General features: G+C 45.9%; 22 protein-coding genes and 1 tRNA gene. 16 read left to right on the top strand and 7 right to left on the bottom strand.

Features of this window, described 5'->3' with window-relative positions; all coding sequences use genetic code 11:
* The first annotated feature begins 105 nt into the window (after positions 1 to 105).
* Positions 106 to 2,130, top strand: coding sequence for an elongation factor G (gene fusA / locus ACX4JR_RS10550; protein ID WP_476058026.1), 2,025 nt, complete (start codon positions 106 to 108; stop codon positions 2,128 to 2,130).
* A gap of 312 nt (positions 2,131 to 2,442) precedes the next feature.
* On the opposite strand, the gene ACX4JR_RS10555 is transcribed toward fusA, so the two are convergent.
* The 4 genes from ACX4JR_RS10555 to malQ form a co-directional block, all read right to left on the bottom strand.
* Positions 2,443 to 2,709 (bottom strand): alpha-amylase family glycosyl hydrolase, encoded by a 267-nt coding sequence (locus tag ACX4JR_RS10555; RefSeq protein WP_476058027.1) that lies wholly within the window; start codon positions 2,707 to 2,709, stop codon positions 2,443 to 2,445.
* 1 nt (position 2,710) lies between these two features.
* Positions 2,711 to 5,143 carry a DUF3536 domain-containing protein gene (locus ACX4JR_RS10560; protein WP_476058028.1) on the bottom strand — a complete coding sequence of 811 codons (2,433 nt, stop codon included), beginning with the start codon at positions 5,141 to 5,143 and terminating at the stop codon, positions 2,711 to 2,713.
* Between the two features lie 108 nt (positions 5,144 to 5,251).
* Positions 5,252 to 5,395 (bottom strand): hypothetical protein, encoded by a 144-nt coding sequence (locus ACX4JR_RS10565; RefSeq protein ID WP_476058029.1) that lies wholly within the window; start codon positions 5,393 to 5,395, stop codon positions 5,252 to 5,254.
* Positions 5,396 to 5,590: 195 nt separating this feature from the next.
* Positions 5,591 to 7,660 carry a 4-alpha-glucanotransferase gene (malQ, locus tag ACX4JR_RS10570; RefSeq protein WP_476058030.1) on the bottom strand — a complete coding sequence of 690 codons (2,070 nt, stop codon included), beginning with the start codon at positions 7,658 to 7,660 and terminating at the stop codon, positions 5,591 to 5,593.
* 519 nt (positions 7,661 to 8,179) lie between these two features.
* Here malQ and ACX4JR_RS10575 point away from each other — a divergent pair.
* Together ACX4JR_RS10575 and ACX4JR_RS10580 are read left to right on the top strand one after the other, a co-directional pair.
* Positions 8,180 to 8,431, top strand: coding sequence for a type II toxin-antitoxin system HicB family antitoxin (locus ACX4JR_RS10575; protein WP_476058031.1), 252 nt, complete (start codon positions 8,180 to 8,182; stop codon positions 8,429 to 8,431).
* Between the two features lie 73 nt (positions 8,432 to 8,504).
* The gene (locus ACX4JR_RS10580) at positions 8,505 to 8,732 is read left to right on the top strand and encodes a tyrosine-type recombinase/integrase (protein WP_476060530.1); all 228 of its coding nucleotides are present in this window, start codon (positions 8,505 to 8,507) and stop codon (positions 8,730 to 8,732) included.
* Between the two features lie 138 nt (positions 8,733 to 8,870).
* On the opposite strand, the gene ACX4JR_RS10585 is transcribed toward ACX4JR_RS10580, so the two are convergent.
* Positions 8,871 to 8,946 (bottom strand) — tRNA-Trp (locus ACX4JR_RS10585).
* 138 nt (positions 8,947 to 9,084) lie between these two features.
* Between ACX4JR_RS10585 and ACX4JR_RS10590 the strand changes: the two genes are divergently transcribed.
* From ACX4JR_RS10590 to ACX4JR_RS10650, 13 genes are all read left to right on the top strand, one after another.
* On the top strand, positions 9,085 to 10,023 hold the full coding sequence (locus tag ACX4JR_RS10590; RefSeq protein ID WP_476058032.1) for a D-alanine--D-alanine ligase: 939 nt from the start codon (positions 9,085 to 9,087) through the stop codon (positions 10,021 to 10,023).
* Between the two features lie 2 nt (positions 10,024 to 10,025).
* Positions 10,026 to 10,712 carry a deoxyribose-phosphate aldolase gene (gene deoC, locus ACX4JR_RS10595; protein ID WP_476058033.1) on the top strand — a complete coding sequence of 229 codons (687 nt, stop codon included), beginning with the start codon at positions 10,026 to 10,028 and terminating at the stop codon, positions 10,710 to 10,712.
* The gene (locus tag ACX4JR_RS10600) at positions 10,702 to 11,736 is read left to right on the top strand and encodes a hypothetical protein (RefSeq protein WP_476058034.1); all 1,035 of its coding nucleotides are present in this window, start codon (positions 10,702 to 10,704) and stop codon (positions 11,734 to 11,736) included. Before deoC ends, ACX4JR_RS10600 begins: the two co-directional genes overlap by 11 nt.
* A gap of 128 nt (positions 11,737 to 11,864) precedes the next feature.
* Positions 11,865 to 12,035, top strand: coding sequence for a hypothetical protein (locus ACX4JR_RS10605; RefSeq protein WP_476058035.1), 171 nt, complete (start codon positions 11,865 to 11,867; stop codon positions 12,033 to 12,035).
* A gap of 32 nt (positions 12,036 to 12,067) precedes the next feature.
* Positions 12,068 to 14,806 (top strand): UPF0182 family membrane protein, encoded by a 2,739-nt coding sequence (locus ACX4JR_RS10610; RefSeq protein ID WP_476058036.1) that lies wholly within the window; start codon positions 12,068 to 12,070, stop codon positions 14,804 to 14,806.
* Between the two features lie 49 nt (positions 14,807 to 14,855).
* Positions 14,856 to 15,014 carry a hypothetical protein gene (locus ACX4JR_RS10615; protein ID WP_476058037.1) on the top strand — a complete coding sequence of 53 codons (159 nt, stop codon included), beginning with the start codon at positions 14,856 to 14,858 and terminating at the stop codon, positions 15,012 to 15,014.
* Between the two features lie 74 nt (positions 15,015 to 15,088).
* Positions 15,089 to 15,853, top strand: a complete 765-nt coding sequence (locus ACX4JR_RS10620) for an alpha/beta fold hydrolase (RefSeq protein ID WP_476058038.1) — start codon at positions 15,089 to 15,091, stop codon at positions 15,851 to 15,853.
* Between the two features lie 20 nt (positions 15,854 to 15,873).
* The gene (locus ACX4JR_RS10625) at positions 15,874 to 16,959 is read left to right on the top strand and encodes a 6-phosphofructokinase (RefSeq protein ID WP_476058039.1); all 1,086 of its coding nucleotides are present in this window, start codon (positions 15,874 to 15,876) and stop codon (positions 16,957 to 16,959) included.
* Between the two features lie 18 nt (positions 16,960 to 16,977).
* Entirely contained in the window at positions 16,978 to 17,448 is a 471-nt protein-coding gene (locus ACX4JR_RS10630; protein WP_476058040.1) for an HAD family hydrolase, read from the top strand.
* 74 nt (positions 17,449 to 17,522) lie between these two features.
* The gene (locus tag ACX4JR_RS10635) at positions 17,523 to 18,398 is read left to right on the top strand and encodes a radical SAM protein (protein ID WP_476058041.1); all 876 of its coding nucleotides are present in this window, start codon (positions 17,523 to 17,525) and stop codon (positions 18,396 to 18,398) included.
* Between the two features lie 101 nt (positions 18,399 to 18,499).
* On the top strand, positions 18,500 to 18,946 hold the full coding sequence (locus ACX4JR_RS10640) for a hypothetical protein (protein WP_476058042.1): 447 nt from the start codon (positions 18,500 to 18,502) through the stop codon (positions 18,944 to 18,946).
* 25 nt (positions 18,947 to 18,971) lie between these two features.
* Positions 18,972 to 20,150 (top strand): glycosyltransferase family 4 protein, encoded by a 1,179-nt coding sequence (locus ACX4JR_RS10645; RefSeq protein ID WP_476058043.1) that lies wholly within the window; start codon positions 18,972 to 18,974, stop codon positions 20,148 to 20,150.
* 127 nt (positions 20,151 to 20,277) lie between these two features.
* Positions 20,278 to 20,817, top strand: coding sequence for a DUF2179 domain-containing protein (locus ACX4JR_RS10650; protein WP_476058044.1), 540 nt, complete (start codon positions 20,278 to 20,280; stop codon positions 20,815 to 20,817).
* 315 nt (positions 20,818 to 21,132) lie between these two features.
* Here the strand turns inward: ACX4JR_RS10650 and ACX4JR_RS10655 are convergent, their stop codons facing one another.
* Together ACX4JR_RS10655 and mdh are read right to left on the bottom strand one after the other, a co-directional pair.
* The gene (locus ACX4JR_RS10655; protein ID WP_476058045.1) at positions 21,133 to 22,530 is read right to left on the bottom strand and encodes an oxaloacetate decarboxylase subunit alpha; all 1,398 of its coding nucleotides are present in this window, start codon (positions 22,528 to 22,530) and stop codon (positions 21,133 to 21,135) included.
* Positions 22,531 to 22,557: 27 nt separating this feature from the next.
* Complete coding sequence (mdh, locus tag ACX4JR_RS10660) at positions 22,558 to 23,487, bottom strand: malate dehydrogenase (protein WP_476058046.1); 930 nt, start codon at positions 23,485 to 23,487, stop codon at positions 22,558 to 22,560.
* Positions 23,488 to 23,500 lie beyond the last annotated feature (13 nt).

The raw sequence follows: 23,500 nt of genomic DNA on the forward strand, positions 1-23,500 counted from the left end.
GGGCTCTTTTTGTATTTATGCCAAAATCGCCCAAATTTGGCTGTTGTTAAGTATAGAACAAGGGCTTTTAGGGAATCCATTATTTACAAAAGGAGGTACGAAATTTTGAAGAACTATCCAAGCAACGCGCTCAGAAATATCGCTCTAGTAGCTCACGGTGGCGCCGGAAAAACCTCGCTGGTTGAAACAATGCTTTATAATACTGGAGCAATTAGCAGGATTGGTAAAGTAGAAGATGGCACCACCACATCTGATTATCATCCGGAAGAAATTGATAAACAAATTACTATCCATACCAGTTTAGTTCCCTGTGAATGGAATAAAACAAAGATTAATTGCCTGGATACACCAGGATATTCCGATTTCATCGGAGAAGTAAAAGGAGCGCTAAGGGTAACCGATGCGGCTTTATTTGTTATATCGGCAGTTGACGGAGTGGAAGTACAAACGGAAATTATTTGGAATTTTGTGGAAAAAGCAAACTTGCCCAGGGCCATTTTTATTAATAAAATGGACCGGGAGAATGCTGACTTTTATGAAGTAATGAACCAGATTAAAGAAAAATTGGGAGCCAATCCCGCCCCCATGCAACTACCCATTGGGATGGCCCTAGACTTTAGCGGTATCGTAGACCTAGTGGAACAAAAAGCCTACAAATACGATGATAAGGGTCAACCCCAGGAAATACCAATACCGGAAGAATTAAACGATAAAATAGGTGAATATAGGGAAAAGTTAGTAGAGGCTGCTGCCGAATCTGACGATGAATTATTAATGAAATACCTTGAAGGTGAAGAACTCAGCCAGGATGAAATTAAGGAAGGTCTAAAAAAAGGAATAGGAGAGGCAAAAATCACTCCGGTATTTTGCGGCTCAGCCACTAAAAACATGGGTGTAACAACATTAATGGACAATATAGTGAATTACCTTCCCAGCCCTAAAGTAGATCCCGATGCTCCATTTTCGGCCTTGGTATTTAAAACCCTGGCCGACCCGTATGTTGGCAGGATGAACTTTATCCGTGTTTATGCCGGTAAACTTACCTCTGATACAAATCTTTACAACAGCACCAAGGAAAAGAATGAAAAAGTCGGCCAAATCTTTTATGTCCGGGGTAAAAACAGCACCCAAACCCAGGAAGTGCCTGCCGGGGATATGGCGGCTCTTGTAAAACTACAAGTAACGGAGACAGGGGATACCCTTTGTACAAAAGGAAACCCCGTTAAACTGGAAGGTATCGTTTTCCCCGAACCTACTTACACCGTAGCCATCCATCCAAAGAGCAAGGGAGACGAAGATAAACTAAGTAACGCCATATCCCGTATCTTGGAAGAAGACCCGGTGCTAAGAATGGAAAAAAATACCGAAACAAAGGAAACCCTTCTTACTGGAATGGGAGACGTCCACCTGGATATTGTTGTTAGCAAGCTGAAAAACCGCTACGGGGTGGACGTGGATGTCAAAACTCCCAAGGTTCCTTATCGGGAAACCATCCGCAAAGAAGTCAAGGTAGAAGGTAAACATAAGAAACAAACAGGCGGCCACGGCCAGTACGGTCACGTCTGGATTCGTTTCTACCCGACAGAAAAAGAATTTGAATTCAGTGAAAGCATATTCGGCGGTGCCGTACCCAAGCAATATATACCGGCTGTGGAAAAAGGACTCCAGGAAGCAATGCAAGAAGGAGTTTTGGCCGGTTATCCCGTTACAGGATTAGGTGCCGAGCTTTACGACGGCTCCTACCACCCGGTGGATTCCTCAGAAATGGCCTTTAAAATAGCTGCTGCCATAGCTTATAAAAAAGGGGTGGAGCAAGCCAACCCGGTATTGCTGGAGCCAATCATGGAAGTGGAGGTCACCGTACCGGAGAGTTTTATGGGAGACATTATAAGTGATTTTAACGGTAAGCGTGGAAGAATTCTCGGCATGGATCCAGCCGGTAATGAAACCAAGGTAAAAGCCATGGTACCTTTAGCCGAAATGTATACTTACGCCATAGATTTAAAGGCTATGACCCAAGGACGCGGTTCATTCTCCATGAAATTCAGCGGTTATGAAGAAGTACCGGAACGCCTGGCTCAAGAAATTATTAAGAAGGCCCAAGAGGAAAAAGCTAAGTCTGAAAAGTAAACATGTAAAAATACAATAAAAAGTCGGGATTAATAAATCCCGACTTTTCTTTTTTACCTTTCTCCCACCAACAAAGCAATGGGAAAATTCTGAAATACTCAGCATTAAGGTAAGTTCCTGGCCTTCCAGTATCTTGCCGTAAGGGGCACCTAAAACCGGGAGCAAAACCTTGTTTTCCAAACCCGGCCTGGGTTGGGCACCAATCAATATCGAAGTAGGGAGGATAGGGAGAATCCGGGCCATTTTGAAGAACATCCAGCCACCACGGATTCTCATCGCTGGCGGCCATGTGATTAAGTGCACTGCATCTAATTACAGCCCCATTCCATGTCGCTGTAAAGCACCAACCAGTGAAGTAAATGCCTTTTCTTCTCCCCGCTCCGGGCTTAACCGGGTTGGGTCTGTTACATCATACCCGTGGTGGGGGATTCCCCGCCTGGACTTTAGCAAGGGAGAGGCATAGAAATCGGTAATGCCCAGCGCGTGCAGATATGATACCAGGGCCTCGGCGTCGGCAAAACGAAATTCCCGGTTGAACTGAAGCCGGTAAGTGGCAGCGGGAATATGCAGGCACACCATCTCAAGTACCACCCCGCATCCGAAGCTTGTCACCAAGGGCCGAGAAGTGATCAACCCATATCTGGGCACTGTCATCCCCTTGCTGGGCCTTTCGCCTGAAATCCGGATAAACCGTTTTTAACAACCGGTAATAGATATTTTGCATTTTCCACATATCCACTCCAAAGGGTAACGAACGGGCTAAACCGATGGCCCGGTCCAAGTTTTGAAGCAAAGAAAGGTCGGCCGGCCGGTTTCGCAATCGTTCCGCCATCCTTTCTACAGTTTGTTTCAAAGCGTACCCGAGATCGGTATCATCAAGCGGCACGTCCAGCATGCGCACCTCGTTAAGAAGAACTTTGATACGCTCAAAATCCGGCACCTCGCCCGCCAATGCCCGGCGCAGGCCGTTATTTAAAACAAACTCAGCGGCGGTATCAAGGGCCTTGGGCCGGGGAATGTGCAGGTCTTTTAAGAATAACATTAATGGAGCATGACGCTCATAAATCCGCTGGTATTCAGATGCTACACGTTCCAGCGTAGAATCAAGAATTATATCCAAAATCTTCCTCTGCTGGTCCCGGAAAAGTTGCCTCAACGAATAAGTTGTCCCTTCAAAGTATTGATCTAGGAGTCGAATTACTTCGGTAAGGTCACCCCGGTCGAAGGCATCCGTTACTTTCTCCACCATTTCCCGGTAGGCATTTTCGTCGCGGTATTCCCGGACACCACCATTTACATTATGATAGCCAAAGTACAGCACTCCGTAGCTCAACGTCATTGAATCTCTTGTAATTTCAGAAGTAACCCGTGCCCGTCCAACCGAAAGTCTTGCCTCCCCCGCCACCAGGTCCCGACAATCCTCCCGTTCTATAAGATAGCAATAAATGCGTGACCTCTCACTGTAATCTTCAAACAGTGAGCTAATGGCATAATGGGCACCTACCTTTGGCAAGTCCACCATTGCCGGCTTAACAAATTTTTCGTAAATGTGGGCACCGTCCCGGTGTTCGGAAACATTGCTTTTTGCCTGTCCGAGCATTTCCACAAAGCGTGGCTCCAGCTTGTTGCCAAACAATTCCTCCGCCAGCTGGATTACGCGGCCGGCATATTGCATTATCTGTACCGTCTCAATCCCAGAAATATCGTCAAAAAACCAACCGCAGCTGGTATACATTAACATAGCATGCCGCTGGAGTTCCAGCAATTTTAAAACTATTACCTGTTCTTCCGGATTTAGCTCGCGGGTAGCATGTTTCCCTAAAAACCGGCGGAAATTCTCTAACGAGCGGTCGAGGATTATGGAAATATAATCGTTCCTCGCTTCCCATGGCTCTTTGAGAAATTGACGCGCCTTCTCCTCCCACAGGGGTGCCAGCGTGTTTCGCAGCCAATTTAAGGCGTTCCGCAGCGGAGCCCGCCAGGCCTGGCTCCACCCCGGATGCATGCCGGAATTACAGCCGCAATTGCTCCGCCAGCGCTCAATACCGTGAGCGCAGCTCCAGGAACTATTCTCGATAATCTCTACCTCGTGGGTGGGAGGAAATTTTTCCAGGTATTCCCCATAAATTGTAATCCGCGCCAGGTTATTTGCTTCAATATAATGCAAGGCGTAGGACAGTGCCATGTCCCCGTGCCGGTGGTGATGGCCGTAGGTTTCGCCGTCGGTAGAAATATTAACAAGCTGCGGCCGATTGCGTGCATCGTCAAAACCATCTAAAAGCCGCCGGGCGAAGCGCTCCCCGTTGGAAAGCAGCTTTTCGAAAGCAACAGCCCGGGAAATAGGACCATCATAGAAAAAGATGGACATGCTCCGGCCCGAATTGGGTAAGTGAAGCAGATAGGGCATAGTGGGATCAATACCTTGGGGCCCCACATCGTGCCAATTGTTTTCACCGATTTTACGCACCCGCTTTGCCTGATAAGGGGTAAGGATGGTAAACCGGATGCCCTGTTCCGCCATAACCTCGAGGCTTTCCAGGTCCACCGCGGTTTCCGGGAGCCACATTCCCTCCGGCTGCCGGCCAAAGCGGTACTCAAAATCCCGGATCCCCCAGATTACCTGTGTATGCTTATCCCGCCGGTTGGCCAGGGGCATTATTATGTGATTATAACATTGGGCTATGGCAGAGCCATGCCCGGAAAAATTTTTTTGGCTTTCCTTATCGGCTTCAATTATTGTTCGATATAACTCGGGCTCATTGGTTTCCATCCAGTCGAGAAGTGTAGGACCGAAATTAAAGCTAATTTTAGTGTAATTATTAACAATTTCCTTGATCCGACCCTTACCGTTCAGAATGCGCGAGGCAGCGTTGGGTGCATAACATTCATCGGCAATCCGCTCATTCCAATCATGGTAGGGATGGGCTGAATCCTGGAGCTCTATGTCCTCCAGCCATGGATTCTCCCGCGGCGGCTGGTAAAAATGGCCGTGAATACAGATATACCGTTCCATTAATCCGTTTACCCCTCCTTTGCTCGCCGAAACAAAATGCAGATTAAAGGGCTTAAGGCAACCCAGGCCTTGCCTGTTGACTCGAATTCTACCGGTGCCGTACCGCCGCTACCCAGCCCCCGCTTCCTGTTCCCGGGTAATAACGTCCATATTTTCCCTGTTTAAATCCGACAGGGCCGGCAGTTCACGGCGCAGCCGGATTAATTCCCAGTAGAACTCCCAAAGCTCCCGGTGTTTTCCTTGCTCGTGCAACTTATGATCGAACCCGGGACACAGGAAAGTTGCCTCATTTTGGAGTCAGGCATCTTGATCTCCTGCTTAAAAGAAGCAAATCCCTCCCGCCGCCCTTTCCACACCGCCTCAGCCAGTTCAAGATCCGTATGACTTGTAAAATACTGAAAGGATGTCTTTTCACCGTATTCCTCCCCCATGAATAAGCAAAGGTAACTAAATGGTGAGACAGGTTGCATCTATCTTTCTTAAACGGTTAATATCCTGTAACGTTGCCAAAACCCCTGGCATCCGGCTGAATACCTCAAAAGTATAGCGAGCCTTTCGCCGCCAGTTGGGGAACTCGTCCTTGGTACCCGGGACATTCTGGGGAGCCATTTCCAGCCACAGGTCCTCCAGATTCACCAGTAAAATCCGGGCCCCGCTGGCAGACAGGAACTTAAGGCAGGCCTTGAGGACAGCCTCAATGTTAACGGCGGGAACTTCAAGCCAGCCTTTTCTTTTTAGAAAAGAAGTTAAAGCCTTACGTTCATCCGAATCCTTTTCCAACCAAAAAGCACTAAAGGGAGGCATATCATGAGTATTTAAACTCGCCAGAGTGTCCGTAGGAACGGGACGCAATCCTTCGGAGGATTTATCGGTTAATTGGAATGGCAATATGTACATCTTAAATACCTTATGCCGGGACATGGCTGTACGAATAAAGGCGGGCACGTTACCGAGATCCTCACCCACTAATACCGTTTTATACCGGTGGGATTCCAAAGCCAATATGGCATAAAATTCTTCGGAACGGTAACGCACGTAAGCTCCTTTACTTACTTCCAGGCCTGCAGGTATCCAGAAGAGGCGGTGCAGGCCCATAACATGATCCAGGCGCAGAATACCGGCATGCTGCAGGTGGTGACGCAGGCAAGCAATGTAGTAGCGGTAGCCTTGTTCTCGAATTCGCTCCGGGTGTAACGGTGGAAAACCCCAGTCCTGCCCCCGGGTAAAAAAGGCATCCGGCGGAGCGCCGCTGCTTACTTTCAAAGCAAAGGCATCGCGCTCGCGCCAAACGTCATAGCCGGCACTGTGAACCCCCAATGGCAGGTCGAGACACAATCCCGCCCCTTGCTGCCGGAATTGAACCGAAAGGGTCTGAAATTGTTCGTGGATCACCCATTGTACATACAGATGATAGCGCTCAACCTCCGGATTATAATCCTCCTGCCGGAGAACCCCATCCCGCATCCGCTGGGGCCATGCGGGCCACCCGGCCCGCTGTTGCTCAACTGCGGCGCGAAAGCGGGCATAGTCCTGTACCCGCGGATGCTCCGCCACCCAGCGCCGCAGGGCGTCCAGCCGCCCGGAATCCCCGGCAAAACAGCAACGTGCCAGGCATTCCAGGATCTTGCGCTTCAATGTCATACCCCGGCTGTAATTTACTAAGGGCGCGGCCTTAAGATCCGCAATCTCTTTTTGAAATTTCGGGGAGCTAAGTAAATCTTGCGCCTCCGGACACCACTTCAGCTCCGGTATCCGGGTAACGTCCAGGTAAAACTCATTCCAAAACAAGCGGCTGGCCGGCGCATAGGGACTCGGATCAAAGGGCTCATCCAGAAAAGCCGCCAGTAGCGGAAGAGTGCCCACCGTATTGCCCCCCAGCTTTTGAACCCAACTTACTAAGGTCTCCAGATCCGTTAAGTCGCCGGCACCCCAGCTCCGCCGGGAGCGGAGGGCGTAGAGGGGGAGAAAAACCCCCCAAATCCGGTCCGGTGTTCCGGAAGAAAAAATGTAGGCCTGTCGCGGGGCAGCTATAATCAAGACTTGCCAGAAGCGAGCCGGAAGGGCCAGCGTAAAACGGTGATATCCCCAGGGTAACCCTGAAGGTAGGGTAAGTTGCTTAACCACATAGGCCACACCTTCCACCACCGCCACCCGCAGCACGGGAAGACGGTCCAAGTTGCAAGTCCAGCAGCGCTCCTCACCGTTTTCTAACTCCAACCGGCAATCAGCCAGGCCACCTTCCCGGTCAGCAGGCAAACTCAATTCCAGATGGGCGGGTTCCCCATCCCACGCTACAACTATCGGCTCGCAACAGCGCTGCCATTGCCTTTGCCTGAATTCCCTAAGAGCACCAGGGACATCTTCCAATGTTTCAACCGGTGCACCCAGCACTCGGAGTATAGCCAATAAGGAATCCACCGGGGCCTGTCGGTAACGGCCCATCCCATCGTAATAAACAGGCTCCACACCATACAGACGGGCTAAATGATAAAGCAAGCGGACCTGGATTTCTGCCATATTAACCAACCCTCCCAAAACCTATACCCAACACAAGATCCGCACCTAATTAAGCTTAACTTAATAACGGAAATCAAAAATATTGTCTCCAAAGGAATGACTTTGTATTAAGGATTTTGATAAATTTGAAAGGTTCACATTTCCATAGGAAGAGGCGGAGCTGTTCCGGACAAACAACGTCCCGCCTTGGCTTCCAGACCTGCTCCGGGACTTTCTCCTGCAGGTTCCACACAGCTTTAACCGCTGCTCGGGCGGTAGCACTAGGCGGCTGCTAGTCAGGACAATGTCTAGCCTGCGCCTGGCCTCCTCCAGCGTGCCTCCCAGGTAAATCAACCTGGTTCTGGGCCCCTTTTTGTCTTTATCATTGTTTCCCCAGGTAGGCATATCGCCTTCCCTTAACCTGCTTCCAGTAAACGTACATACCAGTACCTTTAGATCATGTTACTGTTATAGCAGTATGAAAAAAATGCCCCCTGCGCCAACCAGCAGTATTCTGGCTGCGCCCGGAAAAAGAGGAAAATGCCTAAACGCAGGTTTAAGGTTATCCTGGAGTGGAATGAAGGGGAGGGGGGATATACGGTAACGGTCCCGGCTTTGCCCGGCTGTATTACCGAAGGGGATACTATCCAGGAAGCACTGGACAATGCCAGGGAAGCTATTTCCGGTTACCTGAAGGCGTTAAAAAGAAACAGGGCCGCCCACTACCTGATAAGGATACGGAATTGTTCTCTGGTGAGGTTGAAGTTTCTGTATGTGGAAAGGTTCAAATAGATTATTTACCACATGGGACGGCAGGCCAATGGATCCAGACCCAGACACACCTAGCCATTGATTCAAGAAGTTCCTGGAAAGGCACGGGCTACCACCGCTACCGTTCCATGGTCTCCGCCATACATCAGCCACCCTGTTGGTAGGCCAGGGAGCACCACTAAAGAATGTCAGTAGCAGGCTGGGGCACAGCAATATAAGCACCACCAGGGATATTTACGGCCATGCCTTAAAGTCGGTTGACAGGCAACTGGCTGATAACCTAGATGCACTCTTTACCGGTAAAAAAGCACAAAAAAATTAGGCGACTACAAGCCGCCTTTTGGTTTTTTTGGATTAAATTTTGATTAAACTATCCCCAAATTATCTCCAACTCGCCAATTCTGCCATCTTCGCCATAAATTAAAAACGCCGCAAACCCTTGCGGCGTTTAACTTCAAGCTGGCAGGGGAGACAGGATTCGAACCCGCAGCCCTCGGTTTTGGAGACCGATGCTCTGCCAGTTGAGCTACTCCCCTGCAACAAACTTTTCGGAAAAGACACATATTATTATAACCCAAGACCAACTTCCGGTCAAGGAAAATTAATAAAATACAAAGGATTTTTAACCCTTGTTAAGAATAATATATTATTACAAAATTCCTGGAGGTGATGCGGTGGCCCCCAAAATCGGTGTTTTAATGGGAGGGCGTTCCGCCGAAAGAGAAGTTTCACTACGAACCGGAGAAGCAATATATAATGCCCTGATCAATAAAGGGTTTCCAGCTGAAAAGATTATTGTGGACTTCGATATAGTTGAACAGCTTAAAAATAAAGGGATTCAACTAGCATTCATTGCCCTACACGGGCGCTACGGTGAAGACGGCACCATACAAGGACTTCTTGAAATGCTGGATATTCCCTATACTGGTTCCGGAGTATTAGCCAGTGCTCTAGCAATTAATAAAATTGCTACCAAGAAAATGCTAATTTTAGAAGGACTTCCGACTCCTAATTTTACGGTAATTGAAAAATCCCACTACAAGAAAAAACCCATAAACAACATAATTCAACATATTTTATCCCGTCACAAATTACCCGTGGTGATTAAGGCTCCCACCCAGGGTTCAACCATCGGAACCTCCTTCGTCCACAATGAGCAGGAAATACAGCCCGCCCTGAAAGAAGCCTTTAAATACGACCCATGGGCATTAGTTGAAGATATGGTGAAGGGAATTGAAGTTACTGCCTCGGTTCTCGGTAATGATAATCCCGTTGCCTTACCGCTAATTGAAATATATTCAGTTACCGGAGTTTATGATTACGAAGCAAAATATACAAAGGGTATGAGCGAACACATCATACCACCGCGCATACCACACGAACAACAGGAAAAGATTAAGCAAATGGCCGTTAAGACATTTAAGATTCTTGGTTGCCGTGGCCTTGCCAGAGTAGATTTCATAGTGGATAAAAAGGGTAATCCAACCATCCTCGAAGTTAATACCATTCCCGGCATGACGGAAACCAGTCTATTCCCCGATGCCGCCAGAGCAGCTGGAATGGAATTTGAAGATCTGGTAGAAAAAATTGTACATTTGGCCCTGGAGCGATAAACATGTTTATCAAGCCAGAAGATATAGCCAGGACTATCGATTATACATTATTAAAACCGGAAGCAACCCGGGAGCAAATAGCCGAATTATGCGCCCAGGCCAAGAAATATAATTTTTTCGCCGTTTGCGTCAACCCTTATTACGTATTGCAGGCAGCGCAGGAACTTATCGGCTCGGCAACCAGGGTTTGCACGGTGGTGGGATTCCCCCTCGGGGCCACTACTAGCAGGATTAAGGCCGTGGAGGCGGCGGAAGCCGTAAAACGTGGTGCTTTGGAAATAGATTTCGTTATTAACATAGGCCAATTGAAAGCCGGCAATTATAAAGAGGTTAAAAATGATATGTTGGCCGTAATCAATGCTGTTAAGGAAATTGCCCCGAATACCGTAACCAAAGCAATTCTGGAAACCTGTCTTCTAACCGACGAGGAGAAAATTAGGGCCTGCAACATTGCAATGAAAGCCGGAGTAGATTACGTAAAAACCTCCACCGGTTTTTCCACCGGCGGTGCCAAAGTGGAAGATATTCAATTATTAAAGAAGGCCATTGGCCCCGGTATGGGCATTAAGGCCTCAGGTGGAATAAAGGACCTTAACACGGCCCTGAAGATGATAAAAGCCGGTGCTCACCGGCTGGGCACCAGTTCCGGTGTAACCATCATGAAGGAGGCTTTAGATAATGACCATTGAATTCCGGCGCGAGTTTATTGAAAGTGCATTTTTGGATCCAAGAAAAAATTATGAAAAGAAAGTGATAACCAGTGAGGTTCGTTACGACCCCTTAACCGGACAAATTTCAAGAATTTTTCCTTTCCGGCGGCTAATTTCCCACCGTCACGACTGGGAACCTTTTGTAGAAAAGTCGCGGCAGCAGTTTTGCCCTTTTTGTCCGGAAAATCTGGACAAGACTACTCCGCGATTTTTACCGGATTTTTACCCGGAAGGATATATTCGCACAGGTGGTGCCACGGCTGTACCTAATCTACATCCTTATGAAAAATACGCATCGGTGGTTGTGATGTGCCGTGAACATTATGTCCCTATGGAGGATATATATCCTTCCATGATTACTGAAAGTTTTAAAGCAGCCCTGGAATACCTGAAATACGCCCAAAAATACGATTCTTCCGGAGCCCGTTACTGCTCTATCAACTGGAACTATATGCCCTACGCAGGGGGTTCCGTGATACACCCTCATTTACAAGTTTTGGCCGGGCCAAAACCTCCCACTTATGATAAAAAAATGTACCTTGCAGCCAAAGAATACTTCGATAAAACCGGCAAAAATTTCTTTACCGAATTAATTAAGGCCGAACAAAAGGAGAATAAACGTTATTTGGGCCGGACGGGCCAAGTTCACTGGTTATCCACCTTTGCCCCCAGACACGTTGCAGATGTTACCGGAATTTTGCCCGGCAAAACCAACATTGGGGACTTGACTGATAACGACCTTAAACAGATTGCAGAAGGCATGATAAAAGTAGTCCATTATTATGACCGTATTAATTTGCCTTCATTCAATGCAGCACTGTACTTTGGCCTCGAGAGCGATGGCAGCTTTTATATAACAATACGCATGGTCGGACGGTTTACTATATTTCCGCTGGTTGGCAGTGATATAACCCACATGCAAATTCTTCATGACGATCCTTGGACCGTTTTACTACCGGAAAAACTGGCTGAAGACCTTAAAAAGGACTTCAACGGGAAATAAACAACAATCTTTTACCTGAGAACTGCTATCCCAAAATTTCAGTTAACTCGTTAGTGCAGGAATTCACCAGTCAATAGCGAATTTATTAAATAAGTCTCCAAGCGGCACTTCACGGGAGGTGAACCTTAATGGCTCGGTGCATAATGTGCGGGAGAACAATAGAAGAAATCGAATGGAAAAATAAGGATGATTATGATGATGAATATATGCCCAAAAAGTCGCCGTCCTTCTGCCAGAGATGCCTTGCTAAAATTAAAAATGAGGCTGAAGAAAGGCAAAAACCTTCCAAGCCCATGTAAACCTACGGAATTTTAAACTAGGAGGTATTTTATTGGGACAAGTTTTAAAAAGAACTTTAACTGTACTTATTACTTTATTAGTTTTGTTAATTGCCTTTTTTAAGTGGGGTATCAATCTTTATGTGGACATATTGTGGTTCAAATCTGTAGGATACGAGTCGGTATTTTATACCGTTTTGTTATCAGACTTGGGACTTAGGCTTGTTACAGGGTTTATTGTCTTTTTGGTATTATTTATTAACCTGTTTCTTACCCGTAAGCCCGTAATTGAAGCCTTAAATTCCTCCCGTCCCCGGGAAGACGAAGGTGGTATTGTAACTCTGCACCAACCACCGCTGGGAAAAATTATAACACCTAGATCGGTTACAGCCGCATTTATTTTAGTAAGTTTCATTCTCGCCTTTTTAGTCAGTGCTGCCGTTAAGGGCGATTGGATAGTCCTGCAGCAATTTCTCAATGCAACTCCCTTTGGCATAAAAGATCCCATATTTGGAAAGGATGCCGGGTTTTACAGCTTTCAATTGCCCTTTTACCAGTTTATCTATCAGGTGTTGATGTGGGTTACCTTACTGTCTGTAATGGCAGTGGCAACTATTTATCTTTTTATTGATTCAACCCGGGGTGGGCTCAACAAACTGTTCAAGTCGGAGTCCGCCAGGTATCATCTTTCCGCTATTGCAGCTTTTTTCTTCATCATTAAAGCCTGGGGATACAAATTACAACAATATAACCTCATGTTCTCGGAAAGCGGGGTTGTCTTCGGGCCCGGATATACCGATGTTCATGCCCGGCTGCCGGCCTTGAAAATCTTAATGATCATCGCCCTCATTACGGCGGCTGTTATACTGGTAAATATTTTTCTGCGTCGCTTCCGGATTATTTTATACAGCATCGGGGCCCTACTGGGTGTTTCCATATTAATTGGCAGCCTATACCCAGCAGCTATTCAAAATTTTATCGTATCTCCTAACGAACTGGCCAAGGAAAGACCTTATATAGAATACGGCATCAAATACACACGTCTAGCTTATAACCTGGATAACATTGAGGAAAAACCATTTCCTGCAGGAAGAACCCTCAGTAAAGAACAGATCAGGCGAAATCCTGAAACAATCAGTAATATCCGCTTATGGGACTGGAGACCCCTTAGGGATACGTACAGCCAACTGCAGGAAATGCGCCCGTATTATGAACTTAAAAATATAGACATTGACCGTTATGTGGTAAACGGGCAGTACAGGCAGGTAATGTTGGCAGCTAGAGAACTGAATCAGGATAAACTGCCCGACCAGGCCAAGACTTGGGTAAATCAGCGTCTAAAATATACCCACGGATACGGGTTAGTTATGAGTCCCGTCAATGAAATAACCAGAGAAGGTTTGCCGGAGTTTTTCCTCAAAAACATTCCCCCGGCAGGCGATACAAACCTCAAGGTAAGCAGGCCGGAAATTTATTATGGCGAAGCCACCGACCAGTATGTAATTGTCAACACCAAAACCCGGGAATTTGATTACCCCTTAAGTGGGGACCAAAACGCCTATACCGAATATAAAGAAAAGAGTGGCGTTAAAGTAAATTCCTTCTTCAGAAAGGCTATTTTCGCCCTGGCCTTCAGTGATTACAGGCTTTTACTGGCGTCCGACATTAAGCCGGAAAGTCAAATATTGTTTTATCGTAACATAAAGGATAGAGTACCACGCATTGCACCTTTTTTAAAATACGACCAGGATCCTTATTTGGTTTTGAGCGAGGGCAAATTATACTGGATGTGGGACGCGTATACCACCACGGATATGTTTCCTTATTCGGAACCGTTTAACAGTAGGGATAATTATATACGCAATTCAGTGAAAGTCGTTGTAGATGCTTATAACGGGGACGTAACTTTTTACGCGGCTGATCCTGCTGACCCAGTCTTAAAAACATACCAAAAGATTTTTCCGGAACTGTTCAGACCTTTATCGGAAATGTCACGAGACCTTAAAAGTCATATCAGGTACCCGGTGGACATGTTCATTATCCAGGCAAAGAAGTTCACCCTGTACCATATGGAAGACCCGGAAATGTTTTACAATAAAGAGGACAAGTGGAATCTTCCCACTGAACAATACGGCAGGGAAGAGCAGCCCATGGAACCGTATTATACCATAACCAAGTTACCGGAAGAGCAGAAACCGGAGTTCGTTTTGATAATGCCTTTCACCCCTAAAAACAAGAAAAATATGATTGCTTGGCTCGCCGCCAGGTGCGACAAAGATAATTACGGCAAACTCCTGGCGTACAAATTCCCCAAACAGGAGCTGGTTTACGGCCCCATGCAAATTGAAGCCAGGATTAACCAGGATACAACTATTTCTCAGCAATTATCCCTGTGGGACCAAAGGGGTTCATCCGTAATCCGAGGCAATTTACTGGTTATACCTGTTGAAGATTCACTTTTGTACGTGGAGCCCCTTTATTTGCAGGCCGAGCAAAGTAGAATGCCCGAATTACGCCGGGTTATAGTTGCCCACGGGGACAGGGTAATTATGGAACCAACGCTGACCCTGGCACTACAAAGAATTTTCGGCGAGGATATTGGTGAAGAAATAACACCGCCACCGCAGGAACAACAACCACCTACGGAAGATCTACTATTAATAAAGAAAGCCAACCAGCTCTTTGACGAAGCACAAGAAAGGCTCAAAAACGGTGACTGGGCTGGTTACGGAAAAGCCATGGAGGAGCTTAAGGCCGTATTGAAAAAACTGGCCGCACAAAGTAACATTTAATTAAAGGATTCACTTAATAAGGTAGTACAATAACGAGGAGGAGATGAGCATGCCCTTTTTTGAAACATGGTGGCAGGCAATTGCTTTCGGAGCAGTTACTACCGTAGGAATGCTTGTTATAGCCAGTTTCTTTCACAGAATGTGGGAAAAGTATGAAGATAAACCGGAAAAGCCTGCTCCCAGTTGTGACGCCCACCACCACCATTAAACTTTGACTGCTTGATTTTAACTACCGGCACGGTGGCCGGTAGTTTCTTTTTAAATAATAAGGAGTTGACACTAATGCCGTTTATCGACATTAATAGAAAACGTTATTATTACGAGGCCCAATTACCTGCAAATAAAGAGCCGAAACATATTATCCTTTTTGTCCACGGCGCCGGCGGCCATCACCAACACTGGGCCCATCAGCTGGACGGCCTGGGCAAAAACCACCTGGCCATAGCGGTAGATCTGCCGGGACACGGCCAATCCCAAGGCGATTCCGCCAATAATATTTCCGAATATACATCATTTATTAAAAATTTTTCCGAATACCTCATTGGGTGCCCCTTTATTTTGGTAGGACATTCCATGGGCGGCGCCATTGCCTTAAACTTTGCTTATAACTTCCCGGAAAGGCTGCTGGGGCTGGTACTGGCGGGGACCGGCGCCCGCCTGAAGGTTCTTCCCGCCATTCTAAATACTTTCGCCCGGGGACACTTGTTTCGCCAGTTGATTGATATGGCTTACGGAAAGAGCGCTCCGGGTAAATTGTTAGATTTGGCAAGGACGGAAATGGATAAAGTCTCCCCCAAGGTGTTTTTCAACGATTTTTCGGCTTGTAATAAATTTGATATGTTGGACCAATTGGAGAAAATTAATACAAAAACCCTTATTATATCGGCTGAAGAAGATATTCTTACGCCCATAAAATACGGAGAATATTTAAATTCCCATATTCCCGATTCAAAAATGCGCGTCATTAAAAAGGCCGGCCACATGATGATGCTGGAGCAACCACAGGAATTTAATAAATTGCTGGAGGACTTCATAACAAGCCTATAACTAAAGAAGGAGGGGAAAAAATGGTGAAAAAAGTAGCCGTACTTACCGGAGGTGGAGATGCTCCCGGGCTTAACGCCGTCATCCGGGCAGTGGTTAAAACATGTATCAGGGAATACGGCATGACTGTCATGGGCGTTGAAAACGGCTTTGGCGGCCTTATTCAAAACCGTATCAAGGAACTAACTGAAAAGGACGTAACCGGAATTCTGCCCCGGGGAGGGACAATTCTCGGCACCACCAACCGGGACAACCCCTTTCATTACCCGGTGGTAAAGGGAGACAAGAAAGTCTTTGTAGACGTCTCGGACCGGGTTTTTGAAAACCTGAGTATTCACGGGGTAGAAGCGCTGATTGTTATCGGCGGAGACGGCAGCCTTTCCATTGCAAAGGAACTGTACGACCAGGGCCTTAAAGTTGTGGGAGTGCCCAAGACTATAGACAATGACCTTTCGGCCACGGACCAAACCTTCGGCTTCGATACCGCTTTAGCTACAGCTACCGAAGCCATTGACAAACTACATACCACCGCAGAATCCCACCACAGGGTAATGGTACTTGAAGTAATGGGCAGGTACGCCGGCTGGATTGCACTGGCCTCCGGGCTGGCCGGCGGAGCCGACGTTATTCTTATACCGGAAATACCCTACCGGATAGAGTCAGTTGTAGAAAAAATAAACCAGCGAAGCCAGCAGCAAAAAAAATTCAGCATTATCGTTGTGGCAGAAGGGGCAAGGCCGCAAGGCGGGGAAATGGTAGTTCAGAGAACTGTGGAGGACAGCTTTGATCCCATTCGCTTAGGTGGAATAGGTAATGTTATCGCCCAACAGGTAGAAGAACTTACAGGAAAGGAAACTCGTGTAACCATACTCGGTCACCTGCAAAGGGGTGGTTCTCCCACTGCTTTTGACAGAATCCTTGCCACCAGATACGGTACAGGAGCAGCAAATCTGGTAGCCGAAGGGAAATTTGGTGAAATGGTATGCCTGCAGGGAACAAAAATATCTTCGGTGCCGCTGGAAGTGGCAGTAGGAGAGCTGAACCTGGTTAAGCCGGATAACGATATGGTGAAGGCGGCCCGGAAACTGGGAATCTGCCTGGGAGATTAACGGAAAGGGAGTGGGCCTGTGATTAATATTAATATTCCTGGGAGAAAACCTTTGCAAATAAAAAACGTGGTTCTGGATTTTAATGGAACCATGGCTAAAGATGGTGAACTTTTGCCGGGTGTAACTTCACGACTAAACAGGTTGGCTGAAAAGGTTAATTGCTATGTTTTAACGGCAGATACCTTTGGTACGGTCCGAAAAGCGTGTAAAGGGTTGAACTGTACCATAAAAACCCTGCAAACTGACAATGGCGCCAGAGAAAAAGAAGAATTTATTTCCCAACTGGGTGCGGAAAATACCGTAGCCATAGGGAACGGTACCAATGATACTCTTATGCTGGAAAAATCAACTTTAGGCATCCTAGTACTGGAGGCCGAAGGAGCCTCCCTTAAAGGATTATTAAAAGCCGACGTGATTACCAGGAACATAGAAGAAGCATTGGAATTATTATTGTTTCCAAAGAGACTGGTTGCAACACTGAGAGCCTGATCAAAATTGCTTAAAATCTGTCTTGTCTTCAACGGGTCGATATTTTATAAAGTTTTTAGGAAGAAGGTGTTTACATGATTTACGACCCGCCTGTATTCCGGCCACCCAGTGAAGCTTCCAGCCTGATTTTGCAAATTACTCTGGGATGTTCCCACAATGGTTGTACTTTTTGTGGCATGTACAAGGGGAAGCGATTTCGAATTAAATCCTGGAAAGAAATTGAAACCGATATTTTAAGCTGTGCCCGCGAACCCGCAGGGATAACCAGAGTATTCCTCGCCGATGGAAATGCACTGGCAGTGGATACCGAAACCCTACTTAAAACATTGAACCTGCTTTATAGTACCTTTCCCGACCTGCAAAGGGTAGGTATTTACGCCGGACCCAAAGATATAATAAACAAGTCAGAAGATGAATTGATTGCGCTTCAAAAGGCCGGATTAAAAATAGTTTATTTGGGAATTGAAAGCGGCAGCAATACCGTTCTTAAAAACGTTAATAAAGGTGTTAACAATCAACAAATGATTGAAGTGGGCCAAAAAATTATGAAAGCAGGTTTGCAATTATCTGCCACTGTTATATTAGGACTGGGTGGGCAAAACCTCTGGAAAGAACATGCCTTAGAAACGGCAAAAGTAGTCAGCGCAATAAATCCCACATACCTGGCAGCACTTACCCTAATGGTGATACCTAATACTCCTTTACACAGACAAGTCCAGCGAAAAGAGTTTAAGGTGCCGGATTCAAAAGGTATACTAAAAGAATTAAAACTATTGCTGGAGAACGTTAATCTTTCCGGTTGCATTTTCCGTTCCAATCACGCCTCTAATTATTTACCATTGCGGGGAATTTTAAATCGCGACCGGGATAAATTAGTTGAATTAATTAAAACGGCCCTGGAAAAGCCGGAAAAAATACCACTAAGGCCGGAATTTGCCCGGGGATTGTAAAAAAGTTGCCCATTAATGGGTAACTTTTTTTTATATTTAGCAGGATTTACAGCATATAGAATTAATGTATATATTTAACATTTAATTTCAGAGGTGAAGTTATGCAAAAATTTATATCAGTAATCTGTCTAGCCGTACTGCTAACATTTTTATGCTCCCTCCCAGCCGGCAGTCAACAATATTCTAGTTCCGGCGCCAGGGAAATTAATAGAATCATAAAAGGAGCAGTGGAAGACATTAGTTGGATCCGGGCCCCTGACAGGCAGAAATTGCATAAAATTTTTAGCCAATACTTTACAGGTCGGCTTCTAGAGGATTTAACCGAGCAAACATGGCGTTTCAAATGTCTAAATACCGACTGGTATACAACAACGCAATTGGAGAAAATAACTATTAACTCCATTGACGAAAATAGATCTATAGTGTTAGCATACATTAAGGAAACCAATCTAATAAACAAAACCACTTCCAAAGCCACCGGAAAATTTATCTTAATAAAAACACCGGCAGGCTGGCGTATTAAGCAAATGGTTATACTAGAGAAATAACATCAGGGTCGAAGTGGGTGGTTTGGTGACAAAACTCAACATAGGTATCTTTACCGATAGTTATAGACCTTACACCAGCGGGGTGGTACGCTCCATTGATACTTTTGCCTCGGAATTACGAACCCTCGGGCATAAGATTTTTATTTTCGCACCCAACTACCCTAATTGCCCTAACGAAGACGGGGTTTTCAGATTTCCATCCATCCCCGCCCCTACCAATCCGGACTTTACCCTGGCAATACCTTTTTCGCCGCGACTACGCAACATAATCCACAAACTTAAATTAGATATTATACATGTGCATTCACCTTTTCTACTGGGCAGGGTAGGAGCACGCTACGCTAAACGCCTGGGCATTCCACTGGTATTTACCTTCCATACCCTTTACGAAGAATACGTTCATTACGTACCTTTCGCCCACAGCATCACCAGGGATCTTACCCAGCGCCTTTGCTCAGACTTTTGCAACCAGTGCAACCTAGTAATAACTCCCACCAGAGTTATTGCTGAACACCTTAAAACTATAGGTGTTAAGGTTCCGGTAATCAGTATTCCCACCGGAATTCAAATACAAGAATATAACTCAGGAGATAGCAATTGGCTGCGACAACAACTAAAAATAAAAAGTGATAAAAAAATCCTATTGTGCGTGGGTCGCCTGGGAAAAGAAAAAAACCTGGAATGGTTACTTGAATGCACGGCAATCATCGAAAAAGAGTTTCCCAATATCCACTTAGTGATAGTGGGCGGGGGACCTAAAGAGAAGAATCTCAAGGAAAAAGCCGGGGAATTGGGAATTGATAAAAAAGTAACGTTTACGGGAGTTCTTCCCAAGGAAAAAGTTATTAATTGCTATAAAGGTTCCGATCTTTTTGTCTTTGCATCTGTAACGGAAACCCAAGGCCTTGTCATCGGTGAGGCCAAGGCTGCAGGTTTACCTGTGGTAGCAGTAAAGGCTTACGGTGTTTCGGAAATGGTAGAACACGGTAAGGATGGATTTTTGACAAAACTGTGTCAGGAGGAATTTGCCAGCAGGGTTTTGTTAATGCTTAGGAATGATGACCTGCGAAAACAAATGGCAGAGAATGCTATAATCAACGCAAACAAGATTTCAGCTAGAAATTGCGCCTTAAAATTGTTAGACTGCTATGTGAACTTAATTCAAAGAAAAAATAACCCGTCCCGCAACATATCTACCTTCTGACCTTCTGACAGAGAAAAAAATGCATTTGCTTGAATTAAGAGAAGAATTCGAAGAAATGCAATAAAGGGAACACTAACAACCAGTGTTCCCTTATTATGTTAACTTGTATAAGGGAGGTTAGTTTAAAATGGAACAGTTAGGAGCACTACTGGGAGCATACCTTTTTATTTTCGGGGCCCGCATTATTGACGTTTCCCTGGATGTCCTTCGCATACTGATGCTAATGAGAGATAGAAGGATACTGGCAGCGGTAACTGGCTTTTTTGAGGTAACTGTGTTTATCCTGGCACTAAATGAGGTATTAAAGGGCGGTTTGGATGATATCGGAAAGGTCCTGGCCTATGCCGGCGGATTTGCATCCGGTACCTATGTGGGAAGTTTAATTGAGGAACACTTGGCAATGGGATATTTTTCCTTACAGGTTTTTCCCCCTCCTCATCTTGAAAGAAAATTTGTAAATATGTTACGCCAGGAAGGATTTGGTGTTACCACGGTTTCTGGGCAGGGCAGAAACGGCGAGAGAACAATTCTCTTTGTGACCCTTAAAAGAAAGGACTTGAATCGGGCCATAAAACTTCTCGACCAAATTTTTCCCAGTGTTTTTTTTACCATTTCAGATGCCCGGTATATTAAAGGAGGAACATTTCCTGTTCCAAAAGGTAAATAATTTACTTCCAACCAATTGTCGGGGTATGGTGGGCAATGGCCAGTGACCAGTTCATTCGCGCCATTTTAATTACGGCGCTCTCAAAGTTTTTATAGCCCCAAAAAATCGTTTTGATGAAAAGGAGAGATAAAATTTTAGTTTACATAATACTTATTATGGGAAGTAAAATAATAAAAAACTAACTTTTTGTTTTTTGAATTTCTACCAATATTATGTAAACTGGGCCGTGTTTTAAAAGATAAACAAAAAAACTCCACACCTCCCATGGGCGTGGAGTTTAAATTTAAATAATATTATCTAATCCCAATGCATGTCCTATGCAGGATAAAAATCGGTTCCCTGCTTAGCCAGTTCCAGGTCAACTTTGAGCTTACGGGCCATCCTTTCTTTCAGGAACTTAGGTGCCACTTGTGGAAATAGGGCCACAGAAATTACATCTTCTTCCTTTTCCATATATTCGGCACATTCTTCCCTGGCCTTGGGCAGTTCAGGCTCAATAAGATCCGCCGGACGGCAGTCTATCGGCTTTTCATCACCTATAATCTTCTTACGGGCCTCCTCGTTGACCGGTGCGGGAGGTCTCCCGTAATACCCGCGCATATACTGCTTAACCTCATTGGTTGCCATCTTATAGCGCTCACCCAACAATACGTTCAGAGCAGCCTGAGTACCAACGATTTGGCTGGAAGGAGTTACGAGAGGTGGATAACCAAAGTCTTCCCTTACCCTGGGCACCTCCGCTAAAACTTCCGGCAACTTATCAAGGGCGTTTTGTTCTTTTAATTGATTGATAAAGTTAGAAATCATTCCACCGGGTATCTGATACTGTAATACATTGGTATCCGGGTTCTTGGAAGCATTATCCACATCGGCATACTTCTTGCGTACTTCCCGGAAATATTCCGCTATTTCAGACAGTAAAGATAGATCCAGCCCGGTGTCGTACGGTGTATCCTGCAAAGCCGTCACCATGGTTTCAATGGCAGGCTGAGAACTCTGGAGGGCCATAGAAGAAATGGCACAGTCTATAACATCCACGCCGGCCTCAATGGCTTTGAGATAAGCCATGGAAGCCATACCACTGGAATAGTGGCAATGCAACTGCACCGGAATACTCAGGGTCTCCTTCCACCCTTTGATAATCTCATAAGCCGGTTTAGGAGCCAAAATACCGGCCATGTCCTTCAAGCAGATGGAGTGGCAGCCCAATTCTTCCAATTGTTTGCCCATACGCATGTAGAAATCCAAGTCATGAACGGGACTTATGGTATATACCACCGTACCCTGGGCATGGGCCCCCTCACGTCTTACAAATTCAATGGCCTTTTCCATGTTGCGCACGTCATTCAGTGCGTCAAAGATGCGGAAGATATCCATACCGTTTTCTACGGCCTTAACTATAAACGCTTCCAGGACGTCATCAGCATAATGCTTATATCCAACAACATTTTGGCCGCGCAGCAGCATTTGAAGTTTGGTATTCTTAAAGTGCCTGCGCAAAACCCGCAATCTCTCCCACGGGTCTTCATTTAAGAATCTCATGCAGGAATCAAAAGTAGCCCCGCCCCACACTTCCGCGGAATAGAAACCCACTTTATCGACTTTTTCAACAATGGGCAACATATCCTCGGTACGCATACGGGTGGCCAACAAAGACTGGTGACCATCCCGCATGGTAGTATCTGTAATTAAAACTTTCCTTTGTGTACTCATTTGCTAGCCCCCCTAGTTTAATCTTAACTACTTTTCAAGCTTGGCCATTACCTTGCGAACCCTTTCAATTGACTTTTTCAAGGCAGCTTGCTCTTCTTCCGTCAGATCTAATTCAATAACCTTCTCTACCCCGCCACCGCCAATAATGGCAGGAACTCCAAAATAAATATCCTTTTCACCGTACTCACCGTTTAGATAGGCCGCAACAGGCAAAATACGCTTCTTATCCTTCAGCACAGCCTCAACCATTTGAACAACAGAGGCCCCTGGAGCATAATAAGCACTACCGGTCTTAAGGTAATTAACTATTTCCGCTCCACCCTTTCTGGTACGTTCTACAATGGCATCTATCCTGTCCTTGGGAATCAGTTTCTCAATTGGAATTCCGCCGGCATAGCTATACCGTACCAGTGGTACCATATCGTCGCCATGCCCCCCCATTACAAAGGCACTGACGTCTTCAAAGGAAACCCCCAGCTCGAGGGCTATAAAAGTGCGGAAGCGGGCGGAATCCAGGACGCCAGCCATACCGAAAACACGATTCGGCGGAAATCCACTGGCCTTATAAGCCGCATAAACCATAATATCCAGGGGGTTAGTAACTACTATGATAAAGGCGTTGGGAGAATACTTGGCAACGTTGGATGCAACATCCGATACAATCTTCGAGTTTGTACCAATTAAATCATCCCTGCTCATACCGGGCTTGCGGGCTATCCCCGCAGTTATAACAACAACATCTGAACCGGCAGTATCTTCATAGTTATTGGTACCAATAATCTTACAATCATAACCTTCTATTGGAGCAGCCTCCATTAAATCGAGAGCTTTACCCTGGGGAATGCCTTCCACCACATCGAGCAATACTATGTCACCTAGTTCTTTGGAAGCCGCCCAGTGGGCACAAGTAGCTCCTACATTTCCGGCACCGACAATCGTAATCTTCTTACGTCTCAAGGAAATTCACCCT

The organism is Desulfofundulus sp. JL263-se (assembly GCF_056316025.1).